The 22,184-nt window shown below is 71.1% G+C and carries 17 protein-coding genes; 7 read left to right on the forward strand and 10 right to left on the reverse strand.

All coding sequences use genetic code 11. The features are described 5' to 3' along the window. A partial coding sequence (locus tag DLJ59_RS30865) for a glycoside hydrolase family 10 protein (RefSeq protein ID WP_244236314.1) occupies positions 1-1,075 on the reverse strand: 1,075 nt, incomplete at its 3' end. A 481-nt stretch (positions 1,076-1,556) separates the two neighbouring features. Continuing rightward, entirely contained in the window at positions 1,557-2,777 is a 1,221-nt protein-coding gene (locus DLJ59_RS30870; protein WP_124777156.1) for a PP2C family protein-serine/threonine phosphatase, read from the reverse strand. Positions 2,778-3,037: 260 nt separating this feature from the next. On the opposite strand from DLJ59_RS30870, the gene lanKC reads away from it, so the two are divergent. The 4 genes from lanKC (at position 3,038) to DLJ59_RS30890 (ending at position 9,323) form a co-directional block, all read left to right on the forward strand. Continuing rightward, the gene (lanKC, locus tag DLJ59_RS30875) at positions 3,038-5,635 is read left to right on the forward strand and encodes a class III lanthionine synthetase LanKC (RefSeq protein ID WP_124777159.1); all 2,598 of its coding nucleotides are present in this window, start codon (positions 3,038-3,040) and stop codon (positions 5,633-5,635) included. Positions 5,636-5,640: 5 nt separating this feature from the next. Continuing rightward, entirely contained in the window at positions 5,641-5,760 is a 120-nt protein-coding gene (locus tag DLJ59_RS30880) for a SapB/AmfS family lanthipeptide (protein ID WP_013734295.1), read from the forward strand. Positions 5,761-5,832: 72 nt separating this feature from the next. Continuing rightward, the gene (locus DLJ59_RS30885) at positions 5,833-7,560 is read left to right on the forward strand and encodes an ABC transporter ATP-binding protein (RefSeq protein WP_124777163.1); all 1,728 of its coding nucleotides are present in this window, start codon (positions 5,833-5,835) and stop codon (positions 7,558-7,560) included. Further along, positions 7,557-9,323 carry an ATP-binding cassette domain-containing protein gene (locus DLJ59_RS30890; protein ID WP_124777166.1) on the forward strand — a complete coding sequence of 589 codons (1,767 nt, stop codon included), beginning with the start codon at positions 7,557-7,559 and terminating at the stop codon, positions 9,321-9,323. The genes DLJ59_RS30885 and DLJ59_RS30890 overlap by 4 nt, the downstream gene beginning before the upstream one ends. A 30-nt stretch (positions 9,324-9,353) precedes the next feature. On the opposite strand, the gene DLJ59_RS30895 is transcribed toward DLJ59_RS30890, so the two are convergent. The 3 genes from DLJ59_RS30895 to DLJ59_RS30905 all read right to left on the reverse strand — a co-directional run bounded on the left by DLJ59_RS30895 (position 9,354) and on the right by DLJ59_RS30905 (position 12,057). Further along, positions 9,354-9,938, reverse strand: coding sequence for a response regulator transcription factor (locus DLJ59_RS30895; protein WP_124777168.1), 585 nt, complete (start codon positions 9,936-9,938; stop codon positions 9,354-9,356). A gap of 119 nt (positions 9,939-10,057) precedes the next feature. Continuing rightward, positions 10,058-10,663, reverse strand: a complete 606-nt coding sequence (locus DLJ59_RS30900) for a response regulator transcription factor (protein ID WP_244236315.1) — start codon at positions 10,661-10,663, stop codon at positions 10,058-10,060. A 200-nt stretch (positions 10,664-10,863) separates the two neighbouring features. Continuing rightward, on the reverse strand, positions 10,864-12,057 hold the full coding sequence (locus DLJ59_RS30905) for a hypothetical protein (RefSeq protein ID WP_124777173.1): 1,194 nt from the start codon (positions 12,055-12,057) through the stop codon (positions 10,864-10,866). Between the two features lie 310 nt (positions 12,058-12,367). Here DLJ59_RS30905 and DLJ59_RS30910 point away from each other — a divergent pair, with 310 nt between their 5' ends. The 3 genes from DLJ59_RS30910 to DLJ59_RS30920 all read left to right on the forward strand — a co-directional run bounded on the left by DLJ59_RS30910 (position 12,368) and on the right by DLJ59_RS30920 (position 15,054). Then, a complete protein-coding gene (locus DLJ59_RS30910) occupies positions 12,368-13,129 on the forward strand; it encodes a cyclase family protein (RefSeq protein WP_124777175.1) in 762 nt (253 codons plus the stop codon). 12 nt (positions 13,130-13,141) lie between these two features. Then, positions 13,142-14,773, forward strand: coding sequence for a thiamine pyrophosphate-binding protein (locus tag DLJ59_RS30915; RefSeq protein WP_124777178.1), 1,632 nt, complete (start codon positions 13,142-13,144; stop codon positions 14,771-14,773). A 98-nt stretch (positions 14,774-14,871) separates the two neighbouring features. Beyond that, entirely contained in the window at positions 14,872-15,054 is a 183-nt protein-coding gene (locus DLJ59_RS30920) for a ribonuclease (protein ID WP_124777181.1), read from the forward strand. Between the two features lie 126 nt (positions 15,055-15,180). On the opposite strand, the gene DLJ59_RS30925 is transcribed toward DLJ59_RS30920, so the two are convergent. The 5 genes from DLJ59_RS30925 to DLJ59_RS30945 all read right to left on the reverse strand — a co-directional run bounded on the left by DLJ59_RS30925 (position 15,181) and on the right by DLJ59_RS30945 (position 22,154). Further along, the gene (locus DLJ59_RS30925) at positions 15,181-15,639 is read right to left on the reverse strand and encodes a hypothetical protein (RefSeq protein ID WP_124777185.1); all 459 of its coding nucleotides are present in this window, start codon (positions 15,637-15,639) and stop codon (positions 15,181-15,183) included. A 3-nt stretch (positions 15,640-15,642) separates the two neighbouring features. After that, a complete protein-coding gene (locus DLJ59_RS30930) occupies positions 15,643-18,078 on the reverse strand; it encodes a molybdopterin oxidoreductase family protein (protein ID WP_124777188.1) in 2,436 nt (811 codons plus the stop codon). 546 nt (positions 18,079-18,624) lie between these two features. Further along, positions 18,625-19,923: a ricin-type beta-trefoil lectin domain protein gene (locus DLJ59_RS30935; protein ID WP_208648891.1), complete on the reverse strand. Its 1,299-nt coding sequence runs from the start codon at positions 19,921-19,923 to the stop codon at positions 18,625-18,627. A gap of 110 nt (positions 19,924-20,033) precedes the next feature. Continuing rightward, positions 20,034-21,383, reverse strand: a complete 1,350-nt coding sequence (locus DLJ59_RS30940; RefSeq protein ID WP_124777191.1) for a ricin-type beta-trefoil lectin domain protein — start codon at positions 21,381-21,383, stop codon at positions 20,034-20,036. A gap of 201 nt (positions 21,384-21,584) precedes the next feature. Further along, complete coding sequence (locus DLJ59_RS30945; protein WP_244236316.1) at positions 21,585-22,154, reverse strand: DM13 domain-containing protein; 570 nt, start codon at positions 22,152-22,154, stop codon at positions 21,585-21,587. Positions 22,155-22,184 lie beyond the last annotated feature (30 nt).

A 22,184-nucleotide genomic window follows, 5' to 3' on the forward strand; every position in this document is an offset into this window, starting at 1 on the left:
GCGGGTTCGTGGGCGGGTCGGTGGGCGGGTTAGTGGGGGTGGCGCTGTTCAGGGCCTCGAGGGTGGCCGTGTAGGCGGCCTTCTTGTTGCCGTTGCACTCGAAGAGCAGCGGAGTGCCGCCGGAGCGCCACGAGTCGCAGTCCCGAACGCCCCACACGGTGACCCCGTTGCAGCGGGCCACAGCAAGGCAGTCGTTGACCACGTTGCGGTAGGTGTTGGCCTGGCTCGTGCCGGAGCCCTCGATGTCCAGCTCGGTGATCTGCACGTCCACCCCGAGGGCGGCAAAGCTGGAGAGCGTCGTGCGGTAGTTGCTGTTGTACGGCGAGTTGGCGTTGAAGTGGGACTGGAACCCGACGCAGTCGATCGGCACCCCACGAGACTTGAAGTCGCGCACCATGTTGTACACGGCCTGGGTCTTGGCCCAGGTCCAGTTGTCGGTGTTGTAGTCGTTGTAGCAGAGCTTCGCGTCCGGGTCGGCCGCGTCGGCGGCGCGGAACGCCGCCTCGATCCAGTCGTTGCCGGTGCGCTGCAGGTTCGAGTTGCGACGGGCGCCGCTGTTGCCGTCCTCGAACGCCTCGTTCACCACATCCCACGAGTAGATCTTGCCCCGGTAGTAGCTGGCCACCCGGGTCACGTGGTTCAGCATCGCGCTGCGTAGCGCGCTGCCCTCCATGCCCTGCATCCAGCCCGGCTGCTGCGAGTACCAGGCCAAGGTGTGGCCCCGGACCTTCCACCCCCGGGAGAGGGCGTGGTTGACGATCCGGTCCGCGTTGCCGAACGTGAAGTTGTTCTGCTGCGGCTCGGTCGCGTCGATCTTCATTTCGTTCTCGGGGGTGATGCTGTTGAACTCGCGGTTCAGGATCGTCGTGTAGGCGCCGTCGCTGAGCTTGTTCGCTGCGACCGCGGCACCGAAGTACCGGCCGGACTGGGCCGCGGCGGCGCCGAGGGTCGTCTCGGCGGCCTGGGCCAGGTTGGGTAGCAGCGACACGACCAGGGTCAAAATTATCGCGGCTGTTCCGGAAATAGCGAACGTGCGTAGTCGGGTAGGCCCGGTGGGACGGGTCCGGGAAGGCATGCTGATCCTCCGGTGGTGGGATAGGGGAAGCTCTGTCGCTGTTCGAGTGGGGTGGCCCCGCTCGGATGACGGTGGCCACGATGCTCAGTCCGCCCGAGCGGGCCGGGACTGATCTCAGGCGTCCGCCCGGATGCGAGTCCGCTCGGAGCACCTGACCAGCGGGTGGAGCGTTGCGATGGGTGGGGCCGGCCGCCCGCCGGGATATGGCTGCGGGCGCTGGTCTCGTTGGGTGGTGGACGTGGTCACCTGGCCGGTGGGTGGGCCTGACGGTTGCGTGAGGCGCCTCCAGTGCGGAAGGATCTTGTTAACGTTCACACTGATCGATGGCTCTCAGGCTGGCAGAAAATTCCCGGGTTTTCAACCGGTAGTTTCGGACCTGTTACGGATCCGGGCGCCAAGGATCGAGTTCCTTCGGACGAACAAGATCAAATAAAGCTCGGCCTGGCGGCAAGCCATTCCAAATCAGCTGCCCAAGAGGGCTTCAGGCCGATGCCGGTCGACGGCGGATGACCAGCAGGGCAATGTCGTCGTTCGGGTGTTCCTCAGCCGTGGTGGCCATGATGTGGTCGCACAACGCCTCGGCCGGCCCGGACCGCACGGCGGCGGCGAGGCGCTCGATCCCGGTGTCGATCAGTTCCCTGCGGCGTTCGACCAGCCCGTCGGTGTAGAGGACGAGCGCCGCGCCCGGCGGTAGGTCCAGCACTGTGGTGCGGCGATTGTTCACTGGTCGGCCCACACCGAGTGGCCGGTCCACCGTCAGGCTGACGGGCTGGGTCGGCTGGCCGGGAACAGCCAGCAGCGGTGGAAGATGGCCCGCGGAGGAGAGATACACCTGCGCCCGGTCGGGTGTGATCAGGGCGTAGACAGCGGTGGTGAGGGTGCCCGCCTCGAAATGGTGGATCTTGCGGTCGAGGGAGGTCAGTGCCTGGGCGGGATCGTCCGAATCGAGGGCATAGGCGCGTAGCGCGCTGCGGATGCGCCCCATGACGACGGCAGATGGCAGCCCGTGGCCGGAGACGTCGCCGATGACCGCGCCCAGCCACCCCGAGGGCAACGTGAACACGTCGTACCAGTCGCCGCCGATGCCCAGGTCGTGGCCGGGTATGTACCGGGCGGCCAGGTCCAGGCCGGGGACGTCGGGTAACCGGCCCGGTAACAGGCTGTGTTGCAGAGCCAGCGCCGCCTGCCGGTCGAGGACCTGCGCTCGGGCCTGCCCCGCGAGGCTGGCGCGATCGGCGACAAGCTGCAACAGCTGCACGTCGTCGGAACCGAACCGCCGCAGGGCCAGGGAGCCGACGTGTAGTACGCCGATGAGGTTGCCGTTGAGGAGCATGGGCACGCCCAGTAGGACACGAATGCCCTTGGCGAGCAGGATGGGATTGACGACGTCGTCCGGCCCAACGTTATAGATCGTGACCGGCGCGCGTGTCGAGGCCACCCGGCCGGCGAAACCGCGCCCGACCCGAATGCGGAAACCGCGCCGTACCTCCTCCTCCAAGCCCTTGGCCGCTGTCGCGACGAGCTCGTCGGTGTGGTCGTCCAGCAGCAGGATGGTCGCGGTGTCGACCTTGAGTAGATCCCGGACCCGTTCGAGCAGCTCGTCGAGCAACTCGGCGATGTTCAGCCCCGACAGGGCCGCGTCGGTGATCGCCTCGATACGACGCAGCCGCTCGTCATTCGTCACCAGCTCAGCATCGGCCACCCAGGAAGCCTAGACGCCGACCCGCCACCGTCAGCACGCCAGCGCCGAGATCAACAGTGTCGTGCCGTCGACGTGGGGGCACCCGGCCCATGTCGCGGCCCGACCCGACCGCGGCCGTGCGAGCCTGACTAATGTCATGAGTACCTGTGCGCCCCGCATCGAACGTCGTGACTAAGCGCACTGGAGCCAGCAACGCCTGTCGATGAGACTCGATTCAACGCCGGAACAAGAGCCGGCCGAGTTCGAGGGGCGGCGGGACGGTGGACGAACGCTACGACAGCTACTGCGCCGCGGACCGGCTGTTCTACGACTCGCTCGGCAGCGCCGTCGCGCAGCCCGTCTTCCCGGCCGCCGACCGGCCGGTGCCGCCCGGCTGGCGCCGTGAACCGCTCGACGACTGGCTGATCTACGCGCCCGACGGCGGCTCGCTGCCGCAGCAGGGCTGGAAGATCCACGTTTCGGCAGGTATGGCGAACGCCGAGCGGGTGCTGGACGCGGTCTGGAACTACTGCGTTCCCCGCGGCCTGTCCTTCAAGTTCCTACGCGGGCCACGCACGCTGCTGCTGCGCAACTCCAAGTACGCAGCGCGGGCCGCCAGCGGCAAGTTCATCACGGTCTACCCCCGCGACGACGCGGAGCTGGAACTGGCCTGCAAGGAGCTCGACGAACTGCTCACCGGCGAGCCCGGACCGTACATCCTCAGTGATCTCCGCTACGGCGCCGGCCCGGTCCACGTACGCTACGGCGGCTTCGCCGCCCGCTACTGCCACTCTCCCGACGGTCAGGTGGTGCCGGCGATCGAGGACGACTCCGGCGCGCTGGTGCCGGACCGCCGTGAACCCGTCTTTCACGTGCCGGCCTGGATCACCCTGCCCGACTTCCTCGGCCCGCACCTGGCCGCCCGCAACGACACCAGCACCAACGAGGTGCCGTACCGGATCGAGCGAGTGATCCACTTCTCGAACGGCGGCGGACTGTACGTGGGCAGGGACCTGCGTACCGACACCGAGGTGGTGCTGAAGGAAGCCCGGCCGCACGCCGGCCTGGACGCCGACGGCACCGACGCCGTCGCCCGGCTGACCCGCGAGGCGCAGGCTCTGCGGCAACTCGCCGACCTGCCGCAGGTGCCTCGGGTGCACGACGAGTTCGTCCTCGGCGAACACCGGTTCCTCGCGCTCGAGTTCATCGAAGGCCGACCACTGAACAAGGTGCTGGTCGACCGCTACCCGCTGATCGACGCCGACGCCACGGACGCCGACCGGGCGGCGTACGCCCGATGGGCCCGCCAGACCTACGAACAGGTCGAAGCCGTCATCGCGGCGATCCACGAGCGCGGCCTGGTCTACGGTGACCTGCACCTGTTCAACATCATGATCCGGCCGGACGACCAGGTCGCCCTGGTCGACTTCGAGGTGGCCGCCCCGATCGCCGGGCACCGCCGACCCGGGCTGCGCAACCAGGGCTTCGCGGCACCGAGGGACCGGACCGGGCCGGCGGTCGACCGGTACGCCCTGGCGTGCCTGCGGTTGGCGCTGTTCCTACCCCTGACCCAGCTGGTCCGGCTCGCCCCGGCGAAGGTCGCTCACCTGGCCGACATCATCGCCGCGAACTTCCCGGTGCCGAGATCCTTCCTCGATCCGGCGGTCGAGGAGATCACCTGCGACCCGCCGGTCACCGCGGACCCGCGAGGGGTTCCGGACGCGGACGACTGGCCCACCACGCGGGACCGGCTGACGACGGCGATCCTGGCCAGCGCCACTCCCGAACGCGACGACCGGCTCTTTCCCGGTGACATCGAGCAGTTCCGCAGTGGCGGCCTCAACCTCGCCCACGGGGCGGCGGGAGTGCTCTACGCGCTCGACAAGAGCGGTGCCGGCCGGTGGCCCGAACACGAGGACTGGCTGGTGCGGCGGGCCACAGCGCCCCCGTCCGGCACCCGCTGCGGCTTCTACGACGGGCTGCACGGTGTCGCCTACGCACTCGTTCACCTCGGACGCCGGCAGGACGCGCTGGACGTTCTCGACATCTGCCTGCGGGAACCCCTGGACGGGCTCGACCACAGCCTGGCCAGCGGACTGTCCGGCATAGCGCTCAACCTGGCCGAGCTGGCCGCGCGTACCGGGGAGGCCTCGTTGCGGGCCGCAGCCTGGCGGGTCGCCGACCAGGTGATCGGGCGGCTCGCCGACGACCCGGGCCCGGACATCAGCGGCGGACGCAACCCGTACGCCGGGCTGCTGCGGGGCCGGACCGGACCGGCGCTGATGCTGTTGCGGCTCTACGAGCTCAGCGGCGACGACGAGCTGTTGGGACATGCCGCCACGGCATTGCGTCAGGACCTGCGCCGGTGTGTGCTGCGCCCGGACGGTGCCCTGGAGGTCAATGAGGGCTGGCGCACCATGCCCTACCTGGCGCACGGCAGCGTCGGCATCGGGCTGGTCCTCGACCAGTACCTGCGCCACCGGGCCGACGACCAGTTCACCAAGGCGAGCGCGGGGATCCGCCGCGCGGCGCGCTCACCGTTCTACGCGCAGTCCGGGCTCTTCACCGGCCGGGCCGGCATCATCGCCTACCTCGCCGCCTCCACCGACGAGGCCGACCGCCGCGAACTCGACGCGCAACTGGATCGGCTGGCCTGGCACGCGCTGCCGTACCGGGAGGGGACCGCGTTCCCCGGCGAGCAGTTGCTGCGGCTCTCCATGGACTTCGGCACCGGCACCGCCGGCGTGCTGTACGCGCTGGCCAGCGCGCGGCACGACCAGCCGCCGGTGCTGCCCTTCCTCGCGCCCCTGCCGGGCGCGCAGAGACCCCCTTGCCACAGCGAGGGTGACCTGATCGGCGAACGGATGGAAGGGAGGTGAACGACATGGCACTTCTGGACCTCCAGGGCCTGGAGATGGCTCCGGCCGACCGCACTGGTGGCGGTAGCCGGGCGAGCCTGCTGCTCTGCGGCGACAGCTCGCTCTCCGTCACGACCTGCAACTGATCCACGCACACGTGGGGCCCTGGGTGGGTAGACGTGCCCACCCAGGGCAACCGTGTACCAACGGGAGGACCGATGCCGACGTTCGCCATGGGGGACAGGCTGCTCCGGCAGACGGTCCTGGCGGGCGGCGGCTGGACCGCCGTACTCGCCGCGGTCGCGCTGCTCGGCGCGGCCGCCGAACTGTTGTTACCCGCGGCCCTCGGCCGCGCCGTCGACGCCGCTCTCGGTGACGGTTCCGGCTGGTGGGCGGTGTCGGCCTGCGGCCTGGTCGTCATCCTCATCTGCGTCGACACCCTGACGGACCTGGCCAGCGGGTTCGGTGCGGCCCGCGCCACCGCCGGACTGCGTCGGCGCCTGCTGCGTCACCTCTTCGCGTTGGACGTCCGCGCCACCCGCCGGCACCCGGTGGGTGACCTCGTAGGCCGGTTGGTCGGCCAGGCCGCCGACGCCGGACAGGCCGGCAACGCCGTGGTCCTGGCCACCGTGGCGGTGCTTCCGCCGCTCGGTAGCGTCGTCGCGCTCGCCATCCTGGAACCGGCCCTCGGTGTCACCCTGCTCGTCGGTCTCGGCCTGCTCGCCGTCCTCATGCGCGCCTTCGTGGCCGACGCCTCGGCCGCGACCGCCGGTTACCAACGGGTGCTCGGCACCATCGCCGGGCGACTGCTGGAGTCGTTGACCGGTGCCCGCACCATCGCCGCCGCCGGCACCACCCAGCGCGAGGAGGACCGGGTGCTGGCCGCCCTGCCGGAGCTGGACCAGCACGGCCGGCGCACCTGGGAACTGCTGGCCCGGGCGAGTGCCCGCACCTCGGCCGTGGCGCCGCTGCTGAACCTGAGCGTCATCGCGGTCGGCGGGTACGCCCTGACCGCAGGCTGGCTCACGCCGGGTGAACTGGTCGCCGCCGTCCGGTACGCGGCCATGGGCGCCGGCCTCGGCGCGGTGCTCGCCACCCTGAACCACCTGGTGCGCAGCCGCGCGGGAACGCAGCGGGTCGCCGAGCTGCTGACGCAGCCCGCCACGCCGGCCGGCGACCGGCGGCTTCCACCCGGCGGCGGCGCCCTGCGACTGCGGGGGGTGTGCGTGCACGCCGACGACGGCCGGCCCATCCTGGACGGCATCGACCTGGACGTGCCGGCCGGCGCCACCGTGGCCGTCGTCGGAGCGTCCGGTGCCGGCAAGTCGACCCTGGCGGCCGTGGCGGGACGGCTGTACGACCCCGACCGCGGTGAGGTGCGCCTGGACGGTGTGCCGCTGCGGGACCTCGACGCGGCGGCGCTGCGCCGAGCCGTCGGCTACGCCTTCGACCGTCCGGTGCTGATCGGCGCGACCGTCCACGACGCGATCGGTTTGGCGCTGCCGGTCGACTCGGCGGCGCCGCCAGCCGATCGGAGCCCGGCCACGCCGGCGGTGCTGCGGGCGGCTCGCCTGGCGGCGGTCGCCGACGTGATCGACCGTCTGCCCGGCGGTTACCGCACGCCGCTGGTGGACACGCCGCTCTCCGGTGGCGAGACCCAACGCCTCGGCCTGGCCCGCGCGTTCGCCGCCGAGCGGCTGCTCATCCTGGACGACGCGACGTCCAGCCTCGACACCGCGACCGAACACCGGATCACCGCTGCGGTTCTCGGGCGGGCCGGGGAGCGTACCCGACTGGTGGTCACCCACCGGACCGCGGCGGCCGCGGCGGCCGACCTCGTCGCCTGGCTGGACGGCGGTCGGCTGCGCGGCCTGGCACCGCACCGGCGACTCTGGGCCGACCCGGACTACCGTGCTGTCTTCCAGCCGGCCGGCGGTGGGTCGTGAGCCGTTTCGGCGTACGCCGGGTGACCTGGCGGGCGCTGCGGGCCCGCCGGCGGGAGCTCGCCGCGCTCGGCGGCTGGTCGCTTGTCGAGTCGCTGCCCGCGCTGCTCGCCGGCTATCTGGTCGCCCGCGCCGTCGACGAGGGTTTTCTGGCCGGACGTCTCGTCAACGGCCTGGCCTGGTTGGGGGTCCTCGGCGTAGCCGTGCTGGTCGGCGCGGCGGCCACCGGGCGGACGTACCGGAGCCTCGGCGCGGTGGTCGAGCCGTTCCGCGACGAGGTGGCCGCCCAGGTGGTCCGGGGCGCGCTACGCGACGCCACCCGGGCAGACGGTCGCCCGGACAGCGCCGCCGTGACCCGGCTGACCCACCAGATGGAGATCGTCCGCGACACCTTCGCCGGTCTGCTGATGGTGACCCGCGGTTTCCTCTTCTCCGCCGGCGCCGCCCTGCTCGGCCTGCTCGCCCTGGCACCGGTGGTGGCGGCGCTGGCCGCCGCGCCGCTGCTCGCCGGTCTGGTCGTGTTCCTCGCCGCACTGCCCGCGATGGTCACCCACCAGCGCGCCTACGTCCGCGCCGGTGAGCAGCTCGGCCAGTCGGCGGTGACCGCGCTGGCCGGTCACCGCGACGTGCTGGCCTGCGGCGCCCAGGCCCGCGTGACGGCCGACGTGGAACGCTGGGTGTCGGCGCAGGCCGCCGCCGAACGCAGGCTCGCCCGGATGGCGGCCATCCGCAGTCTCAGCCTCGGCATCGGCGGCTGGCTGCCACTGCTGGTGCTGATGGTGGCCGCCCCGTGGTTGGTCGAGCGTGGGCTCACCGCCGGCGCGGTGCTCGGCGCGCTGATCTACGTCTCCACCGGGCTGCAACCCGCCCTGCACACCCTGGTGCAGGGCCTCGGCGGCGGCGGGCTGCGCTACGCGGTCACCCTGGAGAACATCCTGCGCACCTATCCGGAATCCGACCACCAGCGCCCGTCCGCCCCCGCCGTCCGGCCGCCCACCGGTCCTGCCGGCCGTTCGCCAGCCGTCGAGGTCCGCGGGCTGACCTTCAGCTACGGCCCGCGCGCCCGGCCCGTGCTGCAGAACTTCTCGCTGACACTGGCCGACCGGGACCATCTCGCCGTGGTGGGCCCGAGCGGTGCGGGCAAATCCACGCTGGCCGCCCTGATGGCCGGTCTGGTGCCGCCGCAGGCGGGCACGGTCCACCTGGCCGGCGCAACGGTAGCCGAGGTCGATCCGGCCGTCCTCGCCCGGATGCGCGTGCTGGTGCCCCAGGAGGCGTACGTCTTCACCGGCACTCTCGCCGACAACCTCCGCTACCTCCGGCCGGACGCCGACGAACAGACGCTGGAGGTCGCCCTCGACGCGCTCGGCGCGCGTCCTCTGGCGACCCGGCTGGGTGGCCTGGGCGCGCCGGTCGCGCCGGCCCTGCTCTCCGCCGGCGAACGGCAGCTCATCGCTGCGGTCCGGGCCTGGCTGGCACCTGCCCCGCTGGTGCTCCTCGACGAGGCGACCTGTCACCTGGACCCGGCGCTGGAAGCGACGGTCGAGGCCGCCTTCGCCCAGCGGTCCGGCAGCCTCGTGGTGATCGCACACCGGATCAGTTCCGCGCTGCGAGCCGATCGGGTGCTGGTCCTCGACGGCGGCGAGCCCGTGGTGGGGACGCACGAGCAGTTGTTGGCCCGCTCAGCCACCTACCGGGCGCTCGTCGGCTGCTGGGACGACGACTCGGTGGTGTCGTCCCGGGCGGCGTCGGCGCGGCCGGGCTGAAACATCGGGGATCCGCGCCGACGGTGCCGGTCAGATCCAGCCTGCCTCGCCCGCCATCCGCACGGCCTCCACCCGGGTGCGGGCGCCCACCTTGCGGGCGATCCGACCGAGATGGTTACGCACGGTGCCACGGCTGAGCCCCAGCGACACCGCCACCTCAGCGACCGGCGCCCCTGCGGCCGTCAGCCTCAACACCTCCGTCTCGCGGCCGGTCAGCGGGCCATCCGAGCGCAGCGCCGCGACGACGAGATCCGCGTCCAGCACGGGCTCCCGGCGGGCGAGCCGGCGGATCCCGTCGATGACCCGCTGGGGGGCGGCGTCACTGCGCAGGATGCCGACCGCCCGGGACGGGCAGAGTAAGCCGCGCAGTCGCCGCGCCCGATGCGGGTGTGTCAGTACCAGGACGGGGCACAGGCCGAGGCGGCTGGGATCGATTCCCTCGACGAAGTCAAGGTCGGCCACCATCACGTCGGGGCGTTGGGCGCGGACGGCCGCGGAGACCTCGTCGCCGCGATCCACCTCCGCCACGACACGGATGTCCTCCTGGGCGGCGAGGACGAACGACAACGCGCCCAGAACCAGCGCACCGTCCAAGGCGAGCAGGGTACGGATCACGATGACCTTCCCGTACTCCGATAATGATCACTCAACGTCAATATTCAAACACGCATCCGCTGGGTCCGCACGGCGACGGGGGCGGGCCCGAACATCTCCACCGGACCCGCCCCCGACGGCTACAGCCAGCCGTTACGCCGCGCGCGCGACACCGCCTCCAACCGGTTGCGAGCCCCGGTCTTGCGCAGAATCACCGACAGGTGATTGCGCACCGTCCCGTGTGCCAGGTACAGACGGACGGCGATCTCCTTCAGGGGCAGACCCTCGGCCGCCATCCGCAGCACGTCCATCTCCCGAGGCGTCAACGGCATCTCCACCGGACTCAACGCCGCCACCGCCGCGGCCGGGTCGATCGCCCGATCCCCGGCCGCGAGCGCGCGGATCGCCCGCACCAACTCGGCTAGTGAGCTGTCCTTCCCGACCAGGCCGCGCGCGCCGGCTGCCAGCGCCGCCTCGACCAGGGCCGGGCTCCACCGCGGGCTCATCGCCAGCACGGCGGCGTCCGGTGCCTCGACGTCGATCCGGGCGACCACCTCCACCGGGTCAGGCAGTTCCGGCGTCAGTGCCAGCACCACCACCTGGGGTCGGCACCGCCGGACCACCGTCAACAGCTCGCCGACACCGTCCACGTCGGCGACCACCTCCATATCCTCCTCGCGTGACAGCGCGGCGCAGAGCGCCCCGCGGAGCAAACCCATGTCCTCGGCGACGACAACGTGGATCACCACGTCTTCTCCGATCTCAGGTACGCGTTCCGACGGCCACCGATCCCGGAACATTCACGGGTTGGTCGTGGCGGTCGTGCGCGACAGACGGGTAGGCACTGCCCGGCGGCACCGTCACAACGGACGGGCGCGGGCACTGATCGACCGGCCAGCGGTGGCACAGGCCGTGCGGGCCAGCTACCGGGGTCGGTCGACCCGCCTCAGCCCGGGCGGGCGATCGCAGACGGAGTGTTGCTGTCGATGAGAAGCGCCACGAGGTCGCACGGCTGTGCGGCGCTGAGGTGCGACTGCCGGTCCACCGGCCAGACCAGCCCCGGCCCGGGCTTCGATCGATCGTCGACACCGGCGGCGTCCTGATCGACGGGCGCGACAGGTCGGCCCGAAAACGCAGCCCCCGCGACGACCGGTCCCGGGGCTACGGCGAGGTGCGCCGTGGGGGCCGTGGGACGCACGGGGCCGACGACGAAGATCGGCGGTGGCGCGGCCACCGGGGTGGGCAGCGCCGCGGCGGGTACGGGAGCCAGCGCCGGATCCGCCGGTGGCGTCGACACTGTCGGTACGGGAGCCAGGTCGGTCACCGGAACCGTGGCCGGCCCGAGCGCTGGCGGAGCGGACGGCGGAGGTGTCGCCGCCGGAACGATCACCGTGTCGAGAGCCGGTGGTAGCACGGCATCGACGACGTGCAGGAGCGCCGTGACGACTGGCGGGATCGGCACCGCACGCACGATGTCGACGATGTACGGCAGTGGGGCGGTGATCAGGCCCACCACCGGCGAATCGCCTGGTACGTGCACCACGGGCGGGTCGGGGACGGCGGTGGCTGGCTGTCGCGGTGATTCAGCGGCCGGTCGCGACCGGTCGGCGCGGTGAGCCGCGCGTGCCGGGGAAGCCGGCCGGAGCCTCTCGGGCTCGGCCGCGTCGGCTGGGGCGGATGCGTCGAGCCGGGGCAGCGGGACTGCTGCGGGCGACGCGCCTGTCGAGTGTCGACGCCCCGCCGGGGGTGTCGGGTCGGCGACGACGTCACCGATGGACTTCACCAACGACTCGCGGAGCCTTTCGCTGGGGCGGTCGGCGGCACCGGCGGCTCGATGGCGCTTTTCGCTGGGGCGGGCGGCGGCTCGCTGGCGCGCCTCGCTGGGGCGCTCCGCGACCGTGAGGCGCACGACCGGCTCGACCAGACCGACGATGTCCCGACGCGGCTCAGCGTCGGACCCCGCGCGCATCCCGTCGGCGGCGGCCGGCCCCTGAAACAGGGCGGCCACCACGAAACCGGTCCCGACGGCGAGCGCGATCAGCACCACCCGCCGGGCGAGCCTGCGCAACCGGTCGCCGGCAAACGGCGTGGATCGGCCAGGCGCGGACGTCGGCGCGGTTCCGTTGACGGGACTTCGCACGCGGGCACGACCCCTTCCTCTGAGCTGCTGACCCATAGTAGCGATGCCCTCACGGAGTCGCATCCGGTGACGGTGCGTTCGTCGACGACATGGGTCCGCGCTGCGTCTGATGTGGAAGTTCGTCGCTGGCCGGAGACTTGACGAGATCGTCCAGGATGGCTGAATTGGGAGCGGTTGCACCGGTGGGGGCAGGCGACGCGCCCGCCCCCACGGGTCTGTCGACGGTCGCAGCCGCGCGTTCGACGGCAACACGCCAGGCGGTATCGATCGATGGTCCATCGTGGAGCAAGGTCGGGTGTACCGTCGCCGCATGACGGTGCTGCAGGAGTTTGTCGCCGCTCTTTCCAGCGGCCGGATCCAGGTTGTCGACCTCACCGCTCCGCTGTCGGACCAGACCCCGATCCTGGGTCTGCCCGAGCAGTTCGGCCAGACCTGGCCGTTCCGGCTCAGCGAGATCAGCCGGTACGACGACCGTGGTCCGGCCTGGTACTGGAACAACTTCTCCACCGGCGAGCACACCGGCACCCACTTCGACGCCCCGGTGCACTGGGTCAGCGGTCAACAGGGCGCCGACGTGTCGCAGGTCCCGGTGAGTCAGTTGATCGCGCCGGCGGTGGTGATCGACCACTCCGCCGACGCCGCCGACAACCCCGACTTCCTGCTTGAGGTGGAGCACGTCAGGGCGTGGGAGGCGGAACACGGGGCACTGCCCACCGGTGGTTGGCTGCTCTACCGCACCGGCTGGGACGCGTACGGCGACGACCCGGAGCGATACGCCAACGCTGGGCGTACCCCGGGCATTTCCGTGGAGTGCGCCCGCTGGCTGGCCGAGGAGTCGCCCATCCAGGGCGTCGGGGTGGAGACGGTCGGCACCGACGCGGGCGCCGCGCAATCGTTCGACCCGCCGTTCCCGTGCCACTCGTTCCTGCTCGGCCAGGACAAGTACGGCCTGACCCAGCTCCGTAACCTCGCGCGGTTGCCGGCGACCGGCGCGGTGGTGATCGCCGGCCCGCTGCCGATCGTCTCCGGCTCCGGCAGCCCGTGCCGGGTCCTCGCGCTGGTCGAACGCTAGGCCGGGACACCGATGCGGGTAGCCGAGGTGGTCGGGCGGGTTCTGCACGGGCACGGCGCACGGCACGTCTTCGGGGTGGTCGGCAGCGGCAATTTCCACGTCACGAACGCGCTTGTCGCGGCCGGTGCCCGGTTCGTGGCGGCGGCCCACGAGGGTGGCGCGGCGAGCATGGCCGACGGGTACGCCCGTACCTGTGGGGCGGTGGGTCTGCTCTCGGTGCACCAGGGTCCGGGAGTCACCAACGCGCTGACCGGTCTCACCGAGGCGGCGAAGAGCCGTACCCCGCTGGTGGTCCTGGCCCCGGAGGCGACCGCGCCGCGGTCGAACTTCTTCATCGACCTGCCGGCGCTCGCCGCCGCGGTCGGGGCCGACTTCCATCGGGTACGCGCGACGCACGCGGCCGAGGACTCGGCCGCGGCGTACCGGGCCGCTGCCCGGGGCGCGACGGTGGTGCTGGGCCTGCCGTTGGAGGTGCAGCACACCGTGGCCGAACCGTGGTCCGGCCCGATCCCCGAGGTCGCGCCGACCCCGGTCGCGGCACCGCAGGTCGAGCCGTTGCTGGCCGCGATCCAGGCCGCACGCCGCCCGGTCTTCATCGCGGGTCGGGGTGCCCGGGCGGCCCGCGACCCGCTGACCCGGCTCGCCGACGCGTGCGGCGCGCTGCTCGCGGTCTCCGCCGCGGCGAAGGGACTGTTCGCCGGGAACCCGTGGAACCTCGACGTGGCCGGCGGCTTCGCCACCCCGCTCGCCGCCGAGCTGATCGGCGAGGCCGACCTGGTCGTCGCGTGGGGAAGCACGCTGAACATGTGGACCACCCGACACGGCGAGCTGATCCCGCCCTCCGCCGTCGTCGTCCAGGTGGATCGCGACCCGGCCGCGTTCGGGGTGAACCGCCCGGTCGACCTGGCGGTGGCCGGTGAGGTGGCGGCGGTCGCCGAGGCGGTCCTCGGTCGACTGGACGGTCACTCCACGGCGTCTGTGGCCGGCGACTGGCGTACGCCGGAGCTGGCCCGACGAATTCGCGACAACGGTCGGTGGCGGACGGTTCCGTACCGGGACGAGAGTGACGCGACGACGATCGACCCGAGGACCCTCTCGGCGGCCCTGGACGACCTGCTGCCGCCCGACCGCACGGTGGTGGTCGACTCGGGCAACTTCATGGGTTACCCGTCAATGTGGCTCGACGTGCCGGACGTGGCCGGATTCTGTTTCACCCAGGCCTTTCAGTCGGTCGGGCTCGGCCTGGCCAGTGCGCTCGGCGCGGCGGTCGCCCGACCGGACCGGCTCACCGTCGCCGCGCTCGGCGACGGTGGCTTCGGCATGTCCGCGACCGAACTGGTCACCGCCGTCCGGCTGGCGCTACCCCTGCTCGTGGTGATCTACGACGACGCGGCGTACGGCGCCGAGGTGCACCACTTCGGCCCGGACGGGCATCCGTTGGAGACGGTCACCTTCCCCGAGACCGACCTGGCCGCCATCGCCCGCGGTTACGGCTGTGACGGGTTGACCGTCCGGACCGTCGACGATCTCGAACCGGTACACCGCTGGCTCGCTGGTCCCCGTACCCGGCCGCTGGTGATCGACGCCAAGGTCTGCGCCGCGCGCGGCTCCTGGTGGTTGGAGGAGGCGTTCCGTGGCCACTGAGCCGCTGCCCCCTGAGCCATTGCCGCACGGAGGGCCAAGGCCCCCAGCGCTCCCGGCCGGACCGTTTGCTGGTGGAGCCGGAGGGTAGGTGGGAACCCATGACTACGCCTGAGCAGAGTCAGCAGGAGAGAGCCCTCGAAACCGGCGCGGTGTATCAGGACGCCGAGGGGCGTCGAACGACGGATCCGGGGTCCGGGGCTGCGCACGCCGACAGTGAGGCCGAGCGCAACGCGGAGCACCTCAGGCGGGGCGAGGTCGGCCCGCGCGTACCGGAGGAGTAGCCGCCGGCCCGGCCCGGCGGTGCGGGGCGAGGGTGTGCAAGGCAGTTCGGGGAGCATTGCCCTGGTGCCGCTCGACATGCCCCGGTCAGCGCCCGGATGTTCCGGCTGCCCGATCCAGCGGGGCGGTCAGCCGGCGACGACGAGAGCCTGGGGTGCGGCGGCCTTCATCCGGGTACGCAGCCACTTGAGCTGGATCGCCGTTTCTCCTTCGCAGCGTCGCACCACAGCGAGCAGGTCCTCGTCGCGGGCGCCGTGGGCGGCCTGGCCGACGACGGTCCAGGTGATGTCACACTCGGCGGCCATCAGGTAGAGGTCCTGCAGGTCACGCAGGAGGCCGATGCCGCCGGTGCGGGTGCCGGTGAACAGTTGCGAGTGCAGCCGGTCGGGTTCGTCGGGGGCGTCCTCCGAGTAGCGGACCGCGAACGGGCGCAGCTGTTCGGCGTAGCCGTCGCAGCGCTTCGCCTGCTGCTGGCAGAGGTGCTCGATGTCGGGTTCCTCGGCGTGCGCTTCGGCGACCTGCCGGAACGCGTCGGCCAGGTTGACCTGCGCCCGGTGCAGGAGACCGAGATAGTGGGCGAGTTGCACGACTCACTCCTTCTCACTGGTGGCCTCGGCCGCCGGCCCACCGACTGTGGGCGGCACGTCAGCGTCCGCTGGTGGTGCGCTGCCGCCGACCGTCGGTGCCGGCGAGGGTACGCCCCGCCCGTCGGCGAGTTTCGCCACGGCGACGGCGGCGACTTTGAAGAGGGGCTGTTTGGACACCGGGTCCCAGGCGGTGATGGTCAGCTCGTTCGCCGCCCGTCCGGTGCGGTCGGCCGGGTCCTGGTCGAAGTAGCCGTAGTGGAACGGCAGGAAGACGACGCCCGGGCGGATGCCGCAGAGCCGGGCGCGGGCCTGGATGGCGCCGCGCGCCGAGGAGACGCCGACCAGGTCACCTTCGACGATGCCGAACCGGGCCGCGTCGGCGGGATTCAGCTCCACCCACACGTCCGGTGCCGCCTGGTTGAGCTGCGGGGCGCGTCCGGTCTTGGTACGGGTGTGGAACTGGTAGACGGTGCGTCCGGTGGTGAGCAGCAGCGGATGCCCGTCGTCGGGCACTTCGGGTGAGGGTTGGTAGTCGACGCTCTTCAGGAACGCCCGTCCGTTCGGTTCCTTGGCCCGGTATTCCGGTTCGGTGAACTCCGCACCGGTGGCGAGGTCGTGGCCGTACGTCTCGCAGTAGTCGGGTTCGGTGTGGAAGTGTCCGTCGGTGTAGAGGCGTTCGGTGCCGTCGGGATGCTCGTCGGTGCAGGGCCACTGGATGCCGGAGCCGCCGCGCAGCTTCTCGTAGGTGATGCCGGTGTAGTCGCACGGCCGACCCCGCGAACACTCCTTCCACGCCTCGAACACCTCCTCCGGCCCGCTCCAGTCGATCAGCGGCTGCCCGTCGCGGTCCCGGAAGTCCATCCGGCGGGCGTAGTCGAGGAAGATGTCCAGGTCCGGGCGGGCCTCTCCAGGCGGGTCGACGGCCTTGTCGGAGATGTGCACGGTCCTGTCGACGCTGGTGAACGTGCCGGTCTTCTCGCCCCACGTGGCTGCGGGCAGCACGACATCGGCCAGCTCGGCGGTCTCGGTGAGGAAGAGATCCTGGACCACCACGAACAGCTCCGGCCGGGCCAGGATCTGCCGGATTCGCCGCAGCTCCGGCAGCGAGACCGCCGGGTTGGTGGCGGAGATCCAGAGCAGTTTGATCGAGCCCTGCTCGGCGTACCGGAAGATCTGCATGGCGTGCGTCGGTGGCGCCCAGTGCGGGATGATGTCCACGTTCACGTTCCACAGCCGCGCCAACTCTTCGACGTGCCGCTCGTTGTCCCAGTTGCGCAGGCCGGGCAGGTCGCCGTCGGCCCCGGTCTCACGGTTGTTCTGGGCGGTGGGCTGGCCGTTCATCTGGTAGATCCCGGCACCCGGCCGGCCGATCATGCCCCGGATCAGGTGCAGGTTGTTGACGGCGCAGGCGGCGGCGGTGGCCTGGTTCGACTGGTAGAACCCTTGCAACACGGTCGACAGCAACCGCTGCGAGGTGCCGAGTAGTTCGGCGGCACGCTCCACATCGACGGCGGGCACCTCACAGATGTCGGCGACCCGCTGCGGCGGGTAGGCGTCGACGATCCGGCACAGCTCGTCGAAACCGAGGGTGTGCGCGTCGACGTAGTCGTGGTCGTACCAGCCGCGCCGGATGATCTCCCGGAGCAGGCCGTTCATCAGGGCAATGTTGGTGCCGTTGCGCACCGCCAGGTGCAGATCGGCCTCCCGGGCGACGGGGGTGGCGCGCGGGTCCACCGCCAGCATCGCCGGCGGGTTGGGGCCACGGCGTCGGTCCAGCATCCGCATCCACAACACCGTCTGCGTCTCGGCGACGTTGTGACCCCACAGCGCGATCGCGTCGCAGTGGTCCACGTCGGTGTACGAGCCGGGCTGCCCGTCGGTGCCGAAGCTCGCCTTCATCGCCGCCGCCGCGGTGGCCGTGCAGAGCCGGGTGTTGCCATCCATGTGCGGCGTACCCAGACCGGCCTTGCCGATCATTGCCAGCGTGTAGTACTCCTCCAGGAACAGTTGCCCGCTGGTGTAGAAGCCGAAGTGTCCCCACCCACCCGGCCCGTCGAGGAGTTCCTTCGACCGGGCCACGATCCGGCCCATCGCGGTGTCCCAGTCCGTCTCGACCAGGCGATCGCCTTCGCGGACCAGCGGTCGGGTCAACCGGTCCGGGCTGTGGTTGGCCTGCCAGCCGTACAGATCCTTCGGGTCGACCCGACCCCGGTTGATCCGGTCCACCGCCCGGCCGCGTACCCCGACGATCCGCCCGTCAGCGACGCCGATGTCCAGCGCGTCGCCGTTGGAGTGCAGCACCGACGCCGACTGGACCCACCGGTCCACGTCGGCGTCGGTCCGGCCGTCGGCCAGGTACCGGTCCACCCGCACCGGCCACTCCTGTCCCGGCCCGTACGGGGTCCGCTCACCCCACGGGTCGGCGATCCGGTCCACCATGACGTCCTCCTTCCGATGACGACGGGGGTGCCAGGAACACGTACCCGACCAGCAGCGCCACCGCGTGCACGATGAACGCCGCCGACGAAGGCGTGCGGGGTGCGCCGCGCTCGGCCCGTCGGGTTCCCCTTCTCACCTCGACCGCCTTCTAGCATGTGGCCCTACCCCCAGGTTGGCGGGCCGAACCGGACGGACAGCACCTCTTCGGGGCTCCTGAAGATCACAATGCCAGGCAGAGACTGTTCGACCGCTCGACTGCGCAGCCCGGTGGCCCGAGGCCGCGCTGGCCACAGCCCCGGTGGCCCGAGGCCGCGCTGGCCACAGCCCGCCGCCCGGCGACCCACCCCTTGCTCTGCACCCGCCCAAGCGCCAGTTACGGACCGTGCGTGGTGCGCGGGCGGGTGCAGAGCAAAGGGTGGCCGTGCCTATGGTGCTACCCGTCCGCGCGCTCGGTCTCTGCCGCCCGCGTCGAGAGACGGCAACGCGCCGCCCGGGACAGAACCCGAGCGGCGCGTCTCCGACGTGGCGGGCGTGCCTGGTGCCGTACTAGTTGCGGGTGCTCCACTGCTGGTTGGCGCCGCCGTGGCAGGCCCAGAGGTGAAGCTGCGTCCCATTGGCGGTGCCGGAACCGATGGCGTCGAGGCACAGCCCCGATTGGGCTCCGGTGATGGTGCCGTTCGAGTTCAGGTTCCACTGCTGGTTGGACTGGCCGTTGCAGTCCCAGATGATCACCGCGGTGCCGTTGCTGCTCCCCGCCCCGCTGGCGTCCAGGCACTTGTTGCCGTAGACGGTCAGGGCGCGGTTGGCGGTGTGGGTCCACCGCTGGTTGGTGCCACCGTGACAGTCCCACAGTTGCGGGCGGGCGCCGTTGCTGGTGCTGGAGTTGGGGATGTCGATGCACCGGCCGGACTGGCCACCGGCGATCAGCACGTTCTGCTGGCCGGCCGGCGGCGGGGTCGTTGGCGGGGGAGTGGTGGGCGGCACGTCAGACCCGAACTGGGTGAAGAACCGCCACACCTCCTGCTTGACCCAGCTCCGCGCGCCGCTCTCACAGCCGGCACACCCGTCCACCGGACCTTGCTGGTGGCCACCGTCGAACGCGGCCCAGACCACCGGATATCCGGGCTGGCAGGAGTACGCGGTGGTGATGTGGGTGAGGCTGCCAGCCCTCGGCTCCGGCGGGTTCTGCGCAGCGCATCCGTTGTTCCGGACGAACCTGTCGCGCAGCGACCGTCCGCTGGGGATGTTGTCGTTGATACCGTGAATGCCCAGGTAGGCGACGGGCTGGGTGCCGCCGCTGCACCCGCTGATCGCCCCCGGGGCCGCGATTGCGGCGACCGCACGGAACACCGTCGGCCGGGAACACGCCAACGAGTAGCTCATCGCGCCGCCGTAGCTGAAGCCGACCGAGAAACGTTGCGTGGTGTCGACGCAGAGGGCGTTGTCGATCACGCGGATCATGTCGTCGGTGAAGGTCACGTCCTCACCGTTGGAGTTGCCCCAACCGTTGTTGAGGCCCTGCGGGGCGACGAAGATCGTGCTGTTGTTCGCCTGCGAGAGCATGCCGTAGTAGGCCCACGCGGCCCCGTCGGTTCCGCCCGACGCGACCTGACTGGCGGTGCCGCCCAACCAGTGGAACCCGAAGGCCAACCGGTGGGCATAGGTGTTGTTGTAGTTGTCAGGCAACCGAAGGATGAAGCTGCGGCTCTTCCCGCTGCTCTGGATGGTGTGGGTTCCGCTGTTCAGCCCGGGCGCCTTGCCGCAGCCGGCAGTGGTGGCCGCGGCTGCCGGTGCGACCGTCGTGACGACGTACATTCCGACGGCGACCAGCATCATGACCGCCATGGCTGCCCCTAGCCAGGGGGCGGAGTGTCTGCGAAGTGGCACGGTTGAGCCTCCTTGGGCGTGGTTGAACATCCGGCGGACCGGTCCCCTTTTCGGGAACCTCGCCGGGCTCAGCTCCGGCTCCAGCGTTGATTGGCAGCGCCGGTGCAGTCCCAGATCTGGATGCGTGTGCCGTTGGCCGTGCCGCTGCCGACCGTGTCCAGGCACCGGCCCGAACCAACTCCGGTGATCGAGCCGTCGGCATTGAGCCGCCACTTCTGGTTGGACTGGCCGTTGCAGTCCCAAATGATCACCGAGCTGCCGTTCGCGGTGCTGGCGCCGTTGACGTCGAGGCACTTGCCGCCGAAGACGCGCAGCTCCTGAGCGCTGGTCGAGGTCCAGCTCTGGTTGCTCTGGCCGTGGCAGTCCCAGATGATCGCTGCCGCGCCGTTGGTCTGCGAGGCGCCGTTGACGTCCAGGCATCGTCCGGAGGACGTGTTGCGCAGGGCCGACGCGCCGCTCGGCGGCGGGGTGGTCGGTGGTGGGGTCGTCGGGTCGGTGCTACCGAACTGGGTGAAGAACTTCCACACCTCGCCCTTGGTCCAGGTCCTGGCTCCGCTGTCCCCGCCGCCGTCCACCGGGCCGGGGGTGTGCCCGCCGTCGAAGGCGGCCCAGACCACCGGATACCCGGAGCGGCAGCCGGAGTAGGTGGTGGTGATGTGGGTCAGGCTGCCCGCCCTCGGTTCGGGTGGGCTCTGTGCGGTGCACCCGTTGTTGCGCACGAAGGTGTCACGCAGGGACCGTCCGGCGGAGACGTTGAGGACCGGGTCCCCGATGCCGTGAATTCCCATGTACGCGACCGGCTGGGTGCCGCCGCTGCACCCGCTGAGCTGCCCGCCGGAGTAGACCGCGACGGCGCGGAAGACACTCGGCCGGGAACAGGCCAGCGAGTAGCTCATACCGCCGCCGTAGCTGAAGCCGAGCGCGAAGCGTTGCGTGGTGTCGACACAGAGGTCTGCCTCGATCACCCTGATCATGTCGTCGACGAAGGTGACGTCCTGGCCGCCGGGGTTGGCCCAGCCGTTGCCGTTGCCCTGTGGGGCGACGAAAATGGTGCTGTTGTTCGCCTGCTGCCGCAGCCCGTAGTAGGACCAGGCTGCCCCGTCGGATCCACCGCCGTCGACGTCGTTGGCGGTGCCGCCGTTCCAGTGGAATCCGAAGATCAATCGGTAGGCGTGGTTCCTGTCGTAGTTGTCCGGAATCCGCAGGATGAAACTACGGTTCTGACCACTGCTCTGGATGGATCGTTGCCCGCTGGTCAGCGTGGGTGCCTTGCCGCATCCGGCGGTCGCCGCGGCCGCCCCGATCTCCGCGGCCGACGCGGTGGTGCCCAAGCCGCCGGCCAGTGCCGCCGCGCTCACGGTCACGACGACGGCCGCCGCCGTCGCAAGCAATCCAAGGATGGGTCTACGTCTTGTCATGAAGGGGCTCCCGCCACTCGGCACGAACTAGTCGAAAAGGGGTCTACGGCGACCCGCGCGCCGCCACGACACGCCACTGCAGGTCACCCGCGCCGACCACGCGGGACCAGTCGGCCGTCGAATCGATTCGCTCCGACGCTAGATCTGACAGTGAAAGATGTCAATGCCGTGTCCGGCAGGTTGCGGCCCGGGTGACCCCGGTCAGGCGCTCGTGAGCTCGGCCGCGCCGAAGGAGACCGCGAATCGCTTGCACCAGATGGAGACGCTTTGAAAGTCGCGTGGATCAACCGACGCCGGTAGCTCGTACACCTGGTTGCCCCTGTTGCCCTTGAGCTTCGCCAGCTCGACCCATTCGCCATCGTCGAACACCCGCCAGCCGGCCGTGCCTCGGATCACCGGCTGGTCGGTCAGCCACACCCGCAGGTCCGGGCCGTTCGACGTGTTCAGGTCTCGGATGACGAGCTGGTGGCGGCCGTCGGCGAGCCGGTGGATCTCGGCGCTGCCGGTCGTCCGGTGCTCATGGGTGACGAACTCGCCGGCGGTCAGGATCTCGTTCGCCGCCGGGGTGGTTGCCGAGGCCGCTGGAGCCGATGTCGAGGACGCCGGGGTCGGGGTGGCCGATGTCGCCGACACCCCGGGTAGCGCTTCGTCGACGTAGGTGTCGGTGAACAGCTTCCACGGCTGGAACCAGTAGAGGGCCAGCACCGCCACGACGACAGCGGCGGCGAGGCCGACCCGGGCCACCGGCGACCGGAACATCCGTCTTCCCACCCCCGCAGCGTACGGCCGCGGTTGTTGTCG

The organism is Micromonospora inaquosa (genome assembly GCF_003857055.1).
Classification (GTDB): Bacteria; Actinomycetota; Actinomycetes; order Mycobacteriales; family Micromonosporaceae; genus Micromonospora; species Micromonospora inaquosa.